Here is a 12,093-nt window from a genome sequence, read left to right as displayed (position 1 = left end):
AGAATATGTCTGAAATTGTAGTTGGTTTAGATATTGGAACAACAAAGATTGCATGCTTTGTAGGCCAAAAAAATGAACACGGGAAGATAGAAATTTTATCTATGGGTAAAACGGAATCTTTGGGTGTTACGCGCGGTGTTGTTACCAACATTGAGAAGACTATTCAATCTATTAAATCAGCTGTTCAAGAAGCTCAAGACAGAGTGGAAGGAGAGTTGACTATTGGTGTAGTGAATGTAGGAATTGCTGGACAACACATCAACAGCATACAACACAGAGGTATACACACACGTACCGCTACTGATGATGAAATCTCACAATTGGACATAGACGCGTTGATCGAAGATATGTACAAATTGGTGATGGAACCAGGTGAAGAAATCATCCACGTATTGCCGCAAGAGTACATCATAGACAACGAGCAAGGAATTAAAGATCCTATCGGTATGTCAGGTGTGCGTTTAGAGGCAAACTTCCACATCATTACCGGAAGAATTGCCGCTGCTAAAAACATCCAGAAATGTGTTACAAAGTCTGGATTAGAAGTACAAGAAACAATTTTAGAACCCCTTGCGAGTGCCGCAGCTGTACTTTCGGATGAAGAAAGAGAAGCGGGTATCGTATTGGTGGATATAGGAGGTGGTACAACTGACATTGCTATCTTCCACGAAGGAATCATCAGACACACGGCTGTTATTCCATTTGGAGGTAACATTTTGTCTGAAGACATCAAAGAGGGATGTACCATCTTAAAGCGCCAAGCAGAACTCTTAAAAGTGAAGTTTGGTAGTGCCTTGGCATCAGAATCTCAGGAAAACGAAATCGTTTGTATCCCAGGATTGAGAGGAAGAGAGCCAAAAGAAATTTCTATCAAGAATTTGGCGAGTATCATTCAAGCCAGAATGGAAGAAATTATCGAGCACGTTTACTACGAAATTAAAAACTCTGGTTACGAGAAAAAGTTAATCGGTGGTATCGTAGTAACAGGTGGTGGTGCTCAATTGAAGCACATCACACAATTGTTTGAATACATTACAGGAATGGATACGCGTATCGGTTACCCGAACGAGCATTTAGGACAATCTCCAATTGCTGAAACGATAACATCACCTATGTATGCAACAGGTATAGGATTAGTTTTGAAAGGGTTTGAAAGCAGCGAACGCCAAAACAGAGCAAAGCGTGCTTCTGCCATCAAAACGCATTCTAAGAAAACAAAAGGATCTTTCTTCGACACCATCATCAATAAAAGCAAGAGCTGGTTTGATGAGGACGAATAGAGCCCCGAAACAAATTAAGAACAAACAACAACACTCTTGTGAAAACAAGAAACAAAACTAAATAGTATGGAATTCGATTTACCAAAAGGACAATCTTCTATCATTAAGGTGATAGGAGTTGGTGGTGGAGGTAGCAATGCCGTAAACCACATGTATAACCAAGGAATCAAAGGTGTTGATTTCATCGTTTGCAATACAGATAGACAAGCATTAGATATTTCTCCAGTGCCATACAAACTTCAATTAGGACCCTCTTTAACTGAAGGTCGTGGAGCAGGTTCTATTCCTGAAATTGGAATGAACGCAGCTGTGGAGAACATAGATGAAATTAGAGAATTCTTATCGAAAGAAACGAAGATGGTATTCGTTACTGCCGGTATGGGTGGTGGTACTGGTACAGGTGCTGCTCCTGTAATCGCTCAAGTCGCAAAAGAGTTGGGTATATTAACGGTTGGTATTGTAACAGTTCCTTTTAGTTTTGAAGGTAGAAAAAGAAGACAACAAGCAGAAGACGGTTTAGAAAACATGCGTGAAAACGTGGATACACTTTTGGTGATCAACAATGAGCGTTTACGTGAGATTTCTGGAAACCTTACTCTAGGAAATGCCTTTGCCCAAGCAGATAACGTTTTAACAACTGCTGCTAAAGGTATTGCAGAAGTTATCTCTGTTACGGGTGCAATTAACGTTGACTTTAATGACGTTAACACGGTAATGAAAGATAGCGGTGTTGCAATTATGGGTTCTGCAATTTCTGAGGGTGAAAATAGAGCGATACAAGCGGTACAAGAAGCCTTAACTTCTCCGTTGTTGAACGACAACGACATCGCAGGTGCTCAATACGTGTTGTTGAATATTACTTACGGAAACAAAGAAGTCTTAATGGACGAGATTTCGGATATAACTGACTACATCCAAGATGAAGCTGGAAGTACAGCAGACGTTATTTGGGGTCACGGTTATGACGAGAGCTTAGGAGATGGTTTAGGGGTAACCTTAATCGCTACCGGCTTCAACTCTTCTCCAATTACAGGGTTTGAAAAAGCCCCTGAAAAAAAAAGACGTTCATTAGAGGATGAAGTAAAGAAGGAAATCACAACTCCCTTAACACAAGCAACTTCACGTCAAGTTGAAGCAAAAGTTGAGGAAGAAAAAGTAGAAGAGCCTTACTTAAAAGTAGAAGAAACTCCGGTACAGGAAGAACAGCCACAAGTTGAAGAAAAGAAAAGCTACAACTGGGAAGTAAAACCTGCAACGCAGTTTGAAGTTCGTACAGAGGTTCAAGAAGAAGAGGCTCCTGTTGCTCCTCAAGCGCAAGAAACTCCTGCTCCTCAAGAGGAAAAAGAAGTAAAGCGTTACTTTTTGGATGAAGTAGAAGAAGAGGAAACTCCAGAAGCTACTGCTGCACCTGTACAAAATACAGTACGTAACGAACAGCCTGAGAGCTTTACGGCACGTCCTACTTTGAGTCCGGAAGAACAACAAAGAAAACACCAAGAGCGCATGGAGCGTATCCAACGTTACACGGATAAAATCAAATCTGCAGACGGGATTACAGAAATTGAAAATGTACCTGCTTTTAAGAGAAGACAAATCCGTTTAGAGGATGCACCGCACTCTACAGAGAACCCAGTTTCTCGTTTCAATGTTTCTGAAGGAAATAACGATGATATTACACTAAGAGGTAACAACTCTTTTTTACACGATAACGTAGACTAACAAATGAGTTTAACAGAACAAATTAATACGGATATCAAAAATGCAATGAAAGCTCGCGAAAAAGAGAAGCTGAATGCATTGAGAGATATTAAGGCTAAATTGTTGTTGGAAGCAACAGCAAGCGGAGCACAGGAAGAAGTTTCTGAGGCACAAGAGAACAAAATTATCTTGAAGTTACACAAGCAACGTATGGAATCATACGCTTTGTACATTGAACAAGGGAGAGAAGATTTAGCAGCTGACGAAAAATTCCAAGCTGATATCATTGAGGCTTACTTGCCAAAAATGATGAGCGAAGAAGAAGTTAAAGCTGAAGTTGCACAAGCCATTACAGACTTAGGAGCTCAAGGTCCACAAGACATGGGTAAAGTAATGGGAGCTTTAAGCAAGAAATTAGCCGGACAAGCTGATGGGAAAATGATTTCTACATTGGTGAAAGAAGGTTTAAACAATCTTTAAAATGCTTTATTCTCCTTTGTCATACTATTAAGACATTGGAAATTTATTATCCCGAATACCCTTGGTGTTCGGGATATTTTGTAAAAACACACTTTATGAAATCATTTCTTTTCATCGTACTCTTCATAAGTACTATTAGCTACGGACAAATCATATCTAATGAAGAAGGTCATGCCCTAGGCGAGCAAACTTCTTTCAATCCAGAATACATAAAAAAGAACAATATCAAGCGTATATCTGGAGAGTTTATGACCAAAAGAACGGGACAAAACATGCGCACCAATGGTTTAGAACGCGTGTATGAGTTCGATAGAGAAGGAAGGATGATTAAATCTTACGAAACCATACGTGAGAATGGCAAATTAGATACCGTTGTAACCATGTTTGAATACAACAATGATGGTCAACTTACCAGTGAACGTTTTAGCGATAAACACGGTTTCTCTGCCTACATCTACACCTACGATTCTATAGGAAGACCAACCAGTACAGAGTTCTACCGTTTGAAAAACAAAAACGGCAGAAAGATAGATTTCGAAGTTGGTGAAAAATACTTGGTCTCTAAAGAAAGTTACACCTACAAAAAGGTAAGTGGAAAAGAAAGACAGGTGGTTTACAACAACTTAAACCTGCCTTACAAATACAAAACTGAAACTACAGACAGTATAGGTTTTAAAGTGGAAGAGTATGAAAAGTATGATAAATCTACCCATTTAAAACGCACCAAATATTTCTACAATTACGAGGCACGTATAGACAGCGTTTCTATAGAGGTTAAAGACCCAAGAAGATCTATGACCATCATTACCTATAGATACGACGAGCACGGCAACGTAGACACGCGTAATGAATACAAAGACGGTAAGTACCTCTACAAAACAGAAGTAATTTACGACAAAGCAACTTATCGCATTGATTACATCATGCGCAGAGATGTAATCACCCACGAGTTTACCATTTTAAAGTTGTTGAATTACGAGCTCTTTGATTAGATAGATTGAAGACTGTTAGACTTTTAGACCTTTAGACTTTTAGATTGGCCCATCGGTTCAGCTATTGAACATCTATTTAGCCTTGCTCAATACTCCCTACTCTTGCTCACTACTGCTCTTGCGCCGGATAGCAGTGGCAGCTCCGCTAAACAAAGGTTTAGAAGGACTTAACACGGCAAATACGACCGCAGGAAGTGTTGGCGGTGTTTAGTGCTACTTAACTTTTGGTTGGGGGACTAAAAAGGATAGCCGGGTGAAGCCCTAACAATTAGAAATTTGAAATTGGAAATTTGAAATTGCTACAGCTTTTCCCACTAAATTTAAAAATCAAAGTTCAAAAAAAAGCATAAAACTGAACTCTTAATTTACAACAGTTTTAATGCGTCACTTACAAAACAAAGGGAAGAAGGTTTACCTTATCACCTGTACAAAACCTTCGAATTTCTTTTCTTCCCCTTGTTTGTTTTTAGCAGTTATGCGATAGAAATACGTACCTGAGGTTACCATTTTCTGAGAATCCTGATCTGTACCATCCCACAATTCTATTTCTTGCAAAGGTTCGTCTACCTCACCCAATTTCATTGTATTTCCCCAACGGTTATAAACCTCATAATTTAAGGAATGAACACCGGTTTGTTGAATACTGAAAAAATCATTTTTGCCATCATTATTGGGTGTAAACACATTGGGAATATTTAAGATTAAACTATCGTAAACCCTTATTACCAAAGTTGCCGTGTCTGAACATATAGTATCTTGATTATAAGCTATTAAATCGATATAATGATCGCCGCTTTGAGTAATCGTTATATTCTCATCCACATTATAACTTTCAAAATCTCCATTGATATACCACTGATAATTTGTTGCATTCTCTGATGTATTGGTTAAGTTCACATTTAATGGTTTTGCACCATCTAAAATGCTGCTTTCAAAATTGGCAAGCACGTCTATTTTAAAGGGAACGTCCACTAGCATTTCTTGAACACATCCAAAATAATCTCTGGCCTGAACCACATATTCACCTGCCGCTAAACCGTTAAAAAAACGAGAATTTTGATACCCATTCCCTATATTAAACTCGAAAGCTACATTTTGTGTAGTATAAACGGTTAATGAGCCATTACTTTCGCCACAACTGGCGGTATCAATTATAACTTCTTTCAATTTGGGGGAAGGGTGTATTTTCACAGAAACATTTTCTGTTCTAGAACAACCCGGAACATTCTCAATTTGTACGGTATAATAAGAAATCTTTTGGGGTTTCGCCCACACAGAAGCCCCTAAACTGTCACTTAAACTTTGATGATTTATCCATTTGTACTGACTGCCTCCTATAGCAGTTAAGAGAAGACTATCCCCCAGACATATACTTGTATCTGCAGTTATTGCCGTTGAAAAGGTATCGCAAGGTGTACTAAAGGCATGGGAAAATAAAAGTTTGTGGTTGACTTTATTTGGATTCGTATTCGGATGTGTTACATGCTTCTCTTCTAGGTTATAGTCATTATAAGGAGACACAAGCGTGTTAAGATCTATCAAGGCATCGCTACCCCCTAAAAAAGCATCTGGTGTATCATCATACAAACCCTGTATTTGATTATTTTGAAAATAGTAGGTCCCGTGAGCTCCTGCACAAAAATAATTATAACTAACACTATCCTCTGAATCCAAGATTCCACAATTCACACCATTAATTTTAAATTGACTACCGTTTAAGCTTCCACCACATACTCTATCCAGAAATAAACTCAAAGCAAAAGGGGAATTTGACACTCTTGAATTAAACCCAGAAAAACTATAAAAATCGTTGGAGGTTTCTTCTTTACTATTTGCAAACAGTGAAGTAGAAATTATGGGTAAAGTGGACTTTTCATATTCAATATAAATCATAGGCATGAAATAACCCCAATTCGCTCTAAACCCCGGACCTTGAGGAATGTCACTTGGTGGGTTATAAATATAAAATTCTCCTGTTAATAATTCCTGAGAGGTTAAATACCGCGTTAAATCTATTTTATAAACAAATATGGTATCAACTCCTTGAACTGAAATCTTTACTTTACTAACAGGACTATGAGAAGTTGAGTCTAAAACTATCGAATTCCCATTCACCTTAATCACCTTATCATTACAAAAGCCTCTACGATAATAGTATAAATTTGCATTTCGAATTGAACTCCCTGGTTCTACAAACAACTCCAAAGTATCGGTATAAAAATTTTCAAACATTCCCTTCGAAACAGCACCTGCTGTTACCCCACCATGAAAGATGTCTTGGTGAATGAGTTGTTGGGCACAGGTCCATGTGCAACTCAGGAAAATACAGATTAAGTAAATATTTTTCATAGCGGTGGGTATCACTTTAAAGTGATAGGAATAAATATAACATCAAAAGTTAACTTCTGAAGTTCCTTCGTCAATTGATTTATGATAACCTATACATCTCTAAACCAAAAAATCAGACAAATTAAAGACTTAAATTTAGCCTAAAACTCTCGACGCCGCTGTTTGACTATAGATTCCCCAATGGTTCGACTTCGTTCACCACAACGTTAGCCTGGGAACCTTTTACCCTCCTATTTTCAATACTCCTTACTCTTGCTCAATACTGCCCTTGCGCCGGATAGCAGTGGTAGCGCCACGAAATAAAAGTTTAGAATGACTTGACACGGCAAATACGACCGCAGGAAGTGTTGGCTGGGTTTAGTGCTACTTAACTTTTGGTTGGGGGACTAAAACGGATAGCCGGATGAAGCCCTAACAATTAGAAATTTGATATTGGAGATTTGAAATTGCTACTACAGTTTCCACTAAATTCAAAAAGAGAATCACTTCTTATTTCACAAAGGGGTAATTCTGAACTCTTAATTCTGAATTCTTAATTTAGGATAGTTTTCCTTTAAGGTTTTTCATGAACTTAGAAGCGTACACGAAATCGATAATTTCTGGGTTATTGGTAGTTAGGATTTCTTTGTTATCGCCTTCCCACCATACTTTACCTTCATTGATAAAAATGATCTTATCCCCTATCTCCATTACAGAGTTCATATCGTGGGTAATAACTACGGTAGTCATATTATACTCGTAGGTAATTTCTTTGATCAGATTATCGATCAATATACTCGTTCTTGGATCTAAACCAGAGTTGGGTTCATCACAGAATAAATACTTTGGATTCATAGAAATGGCGCGGGCTATGGCGATACGTTTCTGCATACCTCCAGAACATTCTGCAGGGAACAAGTGGTTGGTATTCTCCAAATTCACTCGTTTTAAACAGAAATTGGCTCTATCTATTTTCTCCTCCTTGGTCATGCTAGTATACATATCCAAAGGGAACATAATATTCTGTTCAACGGTCATAGAATCGAACAAAGCCGAACCTTGGAAAAGCATACCAATCTCCTTACGAATTTCGCGGCGTTCTCTTCTATTCATAGCCGAAAAATCACGTCCATCGAAATGTATACTTCCGGTATCAACTTCCATTAAACCAACGATACATTTGGTAAGAACAGATTTCCCTTGTCCGGATTGACCAATAATAAGGTTTACTTTACCCGGATGAAACTCTGCATTGATATCGTGCAACACGTGTTTCTCTCCAAAAGATTTATTTACGCCTTTTACTTCAATCATTACAAGAGGATTAATTGCGTTAATATAAAGTTGGCAATAAGAATGGTAATTGTACTCCAAACCACCCCCTGCGTTGAAGATTTACCTACATCTAATGCACCACCTTTGGTATAATAACCATAGAAGGCAGATACAGATACGATTATAAAGGCAAAACACATGGTTTTAACCAAGGCATAGGTTATGTTACTTGGTTCAAAAAAGGCACGAATTCCGTATACAAACTCTTCGTGAGAACAAAGGTTAGAAAGCGTTACTGCGTAATATCCTCCCATGATACTCAAGGCCATAGAAAAGATAATTAAGAAAGGAAGGATGGTAACGGCGGCTACTAATTTAGGTAGAATTAAATAGCTTGCACTGTTAATCCCCATGATGTCTAAAGCATCTATCTGTTCGGTAACGCGCATGGTACCAATTTCTGAGGCGATATTTGACCCTACTTTACCTGCTAAAATAAGCGAGATAATGGTAGGTGAAAATTCTAGAATAGTAGAAGACCTGGTAATATACCCTATGGTATACTTTGGCAATAAGGGACTATCCATATTTGAGGCTGTCTGCAACGCAATTACCGCCCCCATAAAAACAGATAAAATACCGACGATACCCATAGAGTTCAACCCTATCGTTTCCCACTCGTTAGCTACGCGTTTCGTATATACACGAAAGCGCTCTGGCTGCGTTAGCACCTGCTTTAATAGGATGAAATATTTCCCTATGTTCTGAATATTATTCATAACTCCGTGCTAAATTAATAGCTTATTCTAAAGTATCCTTATTTTAGAGCGATTTTATACCCACATGTAATTGTTTACACTTTACAGGACATAGGGATATTGCTAGAAATTGCATGACCAAACGAGAACAAATAGAAAAAAAATTAGAGAAGTTTATTCCGGCAGCCTTTACGGGCTATATAGCCGATTTGCTTTTTTCGTCTAAAGTAGCTTTTAAGGTCAGCAAACCTCGTAAAACCAAACTGGGAGATTACCGACCGCCTTTCCAAAGTGAATTTCACAGAATAACGGTAAACGGGGACTTAAACCCTTACCAATTTTTGATTACAACTTTGCATGAATTCGCACATATGCAAACTTATATAGATCATGGTTGGAAGGTAAAAGCGCATGGAGCAGAATGGCAAATGAAGTTCAGTCAACTTTTGGCACCCCTATTAGAAGCGGAAGAAATCCCTAGAGATATAAAACTTGCCTTGCGCAACAGTGTAAACAAACCCAAAGCAAGTTCTTGTACGGATGTAGCACTAAGTAGAGTGCTAAAGCGTTATGATAAACAAACGGACAGCGTACTTACGGTAGAGGAGCTCAGAGAGAACGAATGTTTTATACTCAACAACAAAAGCTTTAAACGTGGAAAATTGCGCAGAAAGCGGTACATGTGCGAAGAATTAGGTACGGGTAAGTTATATTTGGTACACTGCCTTGCCGAAGTAAAACGAATAGAAGATTAAAAATGGATACAAATAATTACGCAGTAATCATGGCGGGAGGAGTAGGTTCAAGATTTTGGCCTATGTCAACCCCTGCACGCCCTAAACAATTCTTAGATGTATTGGGTATAGGAAAATCGCTTTTGCGTTTAACCTATGAACGATTACTCAACATCATACCCAACGAGAACATTTACATCGTTACCAACGCGGAATACTACGCCATGGTAAAGGAACATTTGCCCGAATTAGATAATAAGCAAATACTTACAGAGCCCGAACGCAAAAACACAGCACCTTGTATTGCTTACGCTGCCGCAAAAATTTATGCCCTAAATAAAGAAGCCAACTTAATTGTTGCACCCTCGGATCATTTGATTCTACAACAACACAAATTCGAGCGTATCATTAACATTGCCTTAAAAAACGCAAAAGACAACAAGCGCATTACTACGCTTGGAATTAAACCAACTCGTCCTGACACAGGATACGGATACATACAGTTCTTTGAAGAAGGAGATGTAGTGGGTGGTGATGTAAAAAAAGTGAAGCAGTTTACAGAAAAGCCCAATAAAGAACTGGCAAAAATCTTTTTAACGAGTGGTGACTATTGTTGGAATTCAGGAATTTTTGTTTGGACGGCCGAGGTAATACTAAATGCTTTGAAGCGATTCAAGCCAGAATTACATGAGTTATTCTGCAAAGATTTTTCGGTTTACTTCACAGAAAAGGAGCAGCAATATGTAGATGCAGCATTTCATGCAGCTGAAAATATTTCAATTGACTTTGCTGTGATGGAAAATGCAAGAAACGTGAGTGTTGTATTGGCAGACTTTGATTGGTCTGACCTGGGAACTTGGGGTAGTTTGTATGAACACTTGGAAAAAGACCACCACGGTAATGCCACAGATAATCCAGACATACGCATGATAGATGCACATGATTGCTTGGTGAAATTACCCACAAAAAAGAAGGCCATCATACAAGGATTAGATGATTACATCGTTGTAGAGACAGAAGAAAAATTGTTGATCCTGAAAAAATCAGACGAACAAAATTTAAAGACTTATCTAAAACTTATTGAGCAAGAAAATGGCTAAAATCCCTAAAGACTTTTACTCTGACGTAGACCACAAACCTTTTACGCATTGTAAAGTTTGCGACTGCAGACTCGACGATGCACAAATGCCCTATGTGGTAGAAAAGGCCTACAAACGCACCGAACAAGGAGAAGATTTAACCTTGTTTGAAATGGCAATTTGCATCATGTGCGCGCAAGAACAGGTGGCAAAAATGAGTACAGAATCTAGAGCTTTTTTGCAACGCTCATTAATGGGAGAAGAATTAATGAAACGAAGAGCTGCATTAACTGAAAACGATTGGGAAAACAATTGGAAAACAGAGTGTTTGTTAACGAATAAAACTCCAAAAATCAACGACGAATACCACATTGTTGGTCAGTTTTTAGGAGATGAATTATTAGAAGATCAATCTCCCTATTTAATTGGAGCCAACATTATAGAACACATACAAGAAAATCTTTCTGTGGAGACTAAGGAAGAATGGGATAATTTCGGAAGGCAATTTTACGGTCCAGAAGACCCTCAACTCAAAGCTTTACTGGAAGATCATCAGTTTGTATTTGTATAAGGAGAATAAAAACAAAGGGCCGATTTCAATTGAAACCGGCCCTTTTATCTACCCAAAAGCTTTGTTGCTATCCCTTCTCATTTTGAGTAGATTAATTTTCTATGGTTGTCATGATCTTCCATCTTCTATACAAATCTGAGTAACTCTTCGTATTCATTACGATTACTCCACCATTTGTATCCCCGTATTTCGCTGGTATTGCTGAAGTATACACCGTTACACCACCTATTGCAGACCCTGGTATACTTAGTGCATCTCTTAGCTTAACGCCGTCAATGAAATAGGCCATATCTCCAGGTCTTGCACCTCTAATCATCATTTGACCGCTTTCATTTTTCTTGATATCTGAATTCTTACCTACGATCAAACTCACTGGGTCCTGTCTATCCGGACTATTTTTGATATCTAACGCAGAAATTGAAGTCTCTCCCGCACTACCAAACTTAATCAAGGGCTCCCCTCCTCTAATAGTAACAACATCAAAATCCTTCACATTACTTATAACGTTTACTCTTCCCAGATTAAGTATACCATTTGCAGCAACTTCACACGTGATTGTGTCTGTTAAAGTATCTCCATTATATTGGGCTTGTAACAGGTACAATCCTGGAGGAATCGCAGAAATCCTAAACTTTCCGTCTGCATCTGTGGTAGCACCAATTTTCGCTCCATTATCCTCTACCCAAACTTTGGCAAATAATGCTTTAGATTCAGATTGATCGTTTTCATATAAGTAACCTACAATTTCTCCGTAAGAGTTTTGAGCAATTGCCGTCCATCCAAGAAGGCAAAAAGCGAATATCATTGTTAATCTCATGGTATATTTTTTAATGTTCGATATTTAGATGAGGAGGAGGTGGAGATTCCATAAAATATTTTTTGTTTTTTTTGAATTAAG

11 protein-coding genes are annotated in these 12,093 nt (G+C 38.3%); 7 read left to right on the top strand and 4 right to left on the bottom strand.

The features are described from left to right. Nucleotides 1-5: 5 nt before the first annotated feature. The 4 genes from ftsA (at nucleotide 6) to BM327_RS08615 (ending at nucleotide 4,450) form a co-directional block, all read left to right on the top strand. The gene (gene ftsA / locus BM327_RS08630) at nucleotides 6-1,280 is read left to right on the top strand and encodes a cell division protein FtsA (RefSeq protein ID WP_090248378.1); all 1,275 of its coding nucleotides are present in this window, start codon (nucleotides 6-8) and stop codon (nucleotides 1,278-1,280) included. A 66-nt stretch (nucleotides 1,281-1,346) separates the two neighbouring features. Next, nucleotides 1,347-2,999: a cell division protein FtsZ gene (ftsZ, locus tag BM327_RS08625; protein ID WP_090248375.1), complete on the top strand. Its 1,653-nt coding sequence runs from the start codon at nucleotides 1,347-1,349 to the stop codon at nucleotides 2,997-2,999. Between the two features lie 3 nt (nucleotides 3,000-3,002). After that, the gene (locus BM327_RS08620) at nucleotides 3,003-3,458 is read left to right on the top strand and encodes a GatB/YqeY domain-containing protein (protein ID WP_090248372.1); all 456 of its coding nucleotides are present in this window, start codon (nucleotides 3,003-3,005) and stop codon (nucleotides 3,456-3,458) included. Between the two features lie 95 nt (nucleotides 3,459-3,553). Beyond that, the gene (locus tag BM327_RS08615) at nucleotides 3,554-4,450 is read left to right on the top strand and encodes a hypothetical protein (RefSeq protein WP_090248369.1); all 897 of its coding nucleotides are present in this window, start codon (nucleotides 3,554-3,556) and stop codon (nucleotides 4,448-4,450) included. A 411-nt stretch (nucleotides 4,451-4,861) separates the two neighbouring features. Here the strand turns inward: BM327_RS08615 and BM327_RS08610 are convergent, their stop codons facing one another. The 3 genes from BM327_RS08610 to BM327_RS08600 all read right to left on the bottom strand — a co-directional run bounded on the left by BM327_RS08610 (nucleotide 4,862) and on the right by BM327_RS08600 (nucleotide 8,832). Beyond that, nucleotides 4,862-6,799 (bottom strand): T9SS type B sorting domain-containing protein, encoded by a 1,938-nt coding sequence (locus tag BM327_RS08610; RefSeq protein ID WP_090248366.1) that lies wholly within the window; start codon nucleotides 6,797-6,799, stop codon nucleotides 4,862-4,864. 537 nt (nucleotides 6,800-7,336) lie between these two features. Further along, nucleotides 7,337-8,092: an ABC transporter ATP-binding protein gene (locus tag BM327_RS08605; RefSeq protein ID WP_090248364.1), complete on the bottom strand. Its 756-nt coding sequence runs from the start codon at nucleotides 8,090-8,092 to the stop codon at nucleotides 7,337-7,339. Beyond that, nucleotides 8,092-8,832 (bottom strand): MlaE family ABC transporter permease, encoded by a 741-nt coding sequence (locus tag BM327_RS08600; protein WP_090248361.1) that lies wholly within the window; start codon nucleotides 8,830-8,832, stop codon nucleotides 8,092-8,094. The genes BM327_RS08605 and BM327_RS08600 overlap by 1 nt, the downstream gene beginning before the upstream one ends. Before the next feature lie 113 nt (nucleotides 8,833-8,945). Here BM327_RS08600 and BM327_RS08595 point away from each other — a divergent pair, with 113 nt between their 5' ends. Genes BM327_RS08595 through BM327_RS08585 form a run of 3 tightly spaced genes read left to right on the top strand, consistent with a single transcriptional unit; the run spans nucleotide 8,946 to nucleotide 11,195 of the window. Continuing rightward, complete coding sequence (locus BM327_RS08595; protein WP_211664721.1) at nucleotides 8,946-9,566, top strand: SprT-like domain-containing protein; 621 nt, start codon at nucleotides 8,946-8,948, stop codon at nucleotides 9,564-9,566. A gap of 2 nt (nucleotides 9,567-9,568) precedes the next feature. Then, on the top strand, nucleotides 9,569-10,645 hold the full coding sequence (locus BM327_RS08590; RefSeq protein ID WP_090248359.1) for a mannose-1-phosphate guanylyltransferase: 1,077 nt from the start codon (nucleotides 9,569-9,571) through the stop codon (nucleotides 10,643-10,645). Further along, nucleotides 10,638-11,195 carry a hypothetical protein gene (locus BM327_RS08585; protein ID WP_139230313.1) on the top strand — a complete coding sequence of 186 codons (558 nt, stop codon included), beginning with the start codon at nucleotides 10,638-10,640 and terminating at the stop codon, nucleotides 11,193-11,195. The genes BM327_RS08590 and BM327_RS08585 overlap by 8 nt, the downstream gene beginning before the upstream one ends. Before the next feature lie 91 nt (nucleotides 11,196-11,286). Here BM327_RS08585 and BM327_RS08580 read toward each other — a convergent pair whose 3' ends face one another. Then, nucleotides 11,287-12,012: a carboxypeptidase-like regulatory domain-containing protein gene (locus BM327_RS08580; protein WP_090248354.1), complete on the bottom strand. Its 726-nt coding sequence runs from the start codon at nucleotides 12,010-12,012 to the stop codon at nucleotides 11,287-11,289. Nucleotides 12,013-12,093 lie beyond the last annotated feature (81 nt).

The sequence above is a fragment of the Lishizhenia tianjinensis genome (genome assembly GCF_900116425.1).
Classification (GTDB): Bacteria; Bacteroidota; Bacteroidia; order Flavobacteriales_D; family Crocinitomicaceae; genus Lishizhenia; species Lishizhenia tianjinensis.
This window is presented reverse-complemented; position numbering and strand designations above follow the sequence as displayed.

Coding starts and splice junctions, on each gene's coding strand:
- ftsZ (WP_090248375.1), top strand. CDS start 1,347: ATGGAATTCGATTTACCAAAAGGACAATCTTCTATCATTAAGGTGATA.
- BM327_RS08600 (WP_090248361.1), bottom strand. CDS start 8,832: ATGAATAATATTCAGAACATAGGGAAATATTTCATCCTATTAAAGCAG.
- BM327_RS08580 (WP_090248354.1), bottom strand. CDS start 12,012: ATGAGATTAACAATGATATTCGCTTTTTGCCTTCTTGGATGGACGGCA.
- BM327_RS08595 (WP_211664721.1), top strand. CDS start 8,946: ATGACCAAACGAGAACAAATAGAAAAAAAATTAGAGAAGTTTATTCCG.
- BM327_RS08610 (WP_090248366.1), bottom strand. CDS start 6,799: ATGAAAAATATTTACTTAATCTGTATTTTCCTGAGTTGCACATGGACC.
- ftsA (WP_090248378.1), top strand. CDS start 6: ATGTCTGAAATTGTAGTTGGTTTAGATATTGGAACAACAAAGATTGCA.
- BM327_RS08590 (WP_090248359.1), top strand. CDS start 9,569: ATGGATACAAATAATTACGCAGTAATCATGGCGGGAGGAGTAGGTTCA.
- BM327_RS08605 (WP_090248364.1), bottom strand. CDS start 8,092: ATGATTGAAGTAAAAGGCGTAAATAAATCTTTTGGAGAGAAACACGTG.
- BM327_RS08615 (WP_090248369.1), top strand. CDS start 3,554: ATGAAATCATTTCTTTTCATCGTACTCTTCATAAGTACTATTAGCTAC.
- BM327_RS08620 (WP_090248372.1), top strand. CDS start 3,003: ATGAGTTTAACAGAACAAATTAATACGGATATCAAAAATGCAATGAAA.
- BM327_RS08585 (WP_139230313.1), top strand. CDS start 10,638: ATGGCTAAAATCCCTAAAGACTTTTACTCTGACGTAGACCACAAACCT.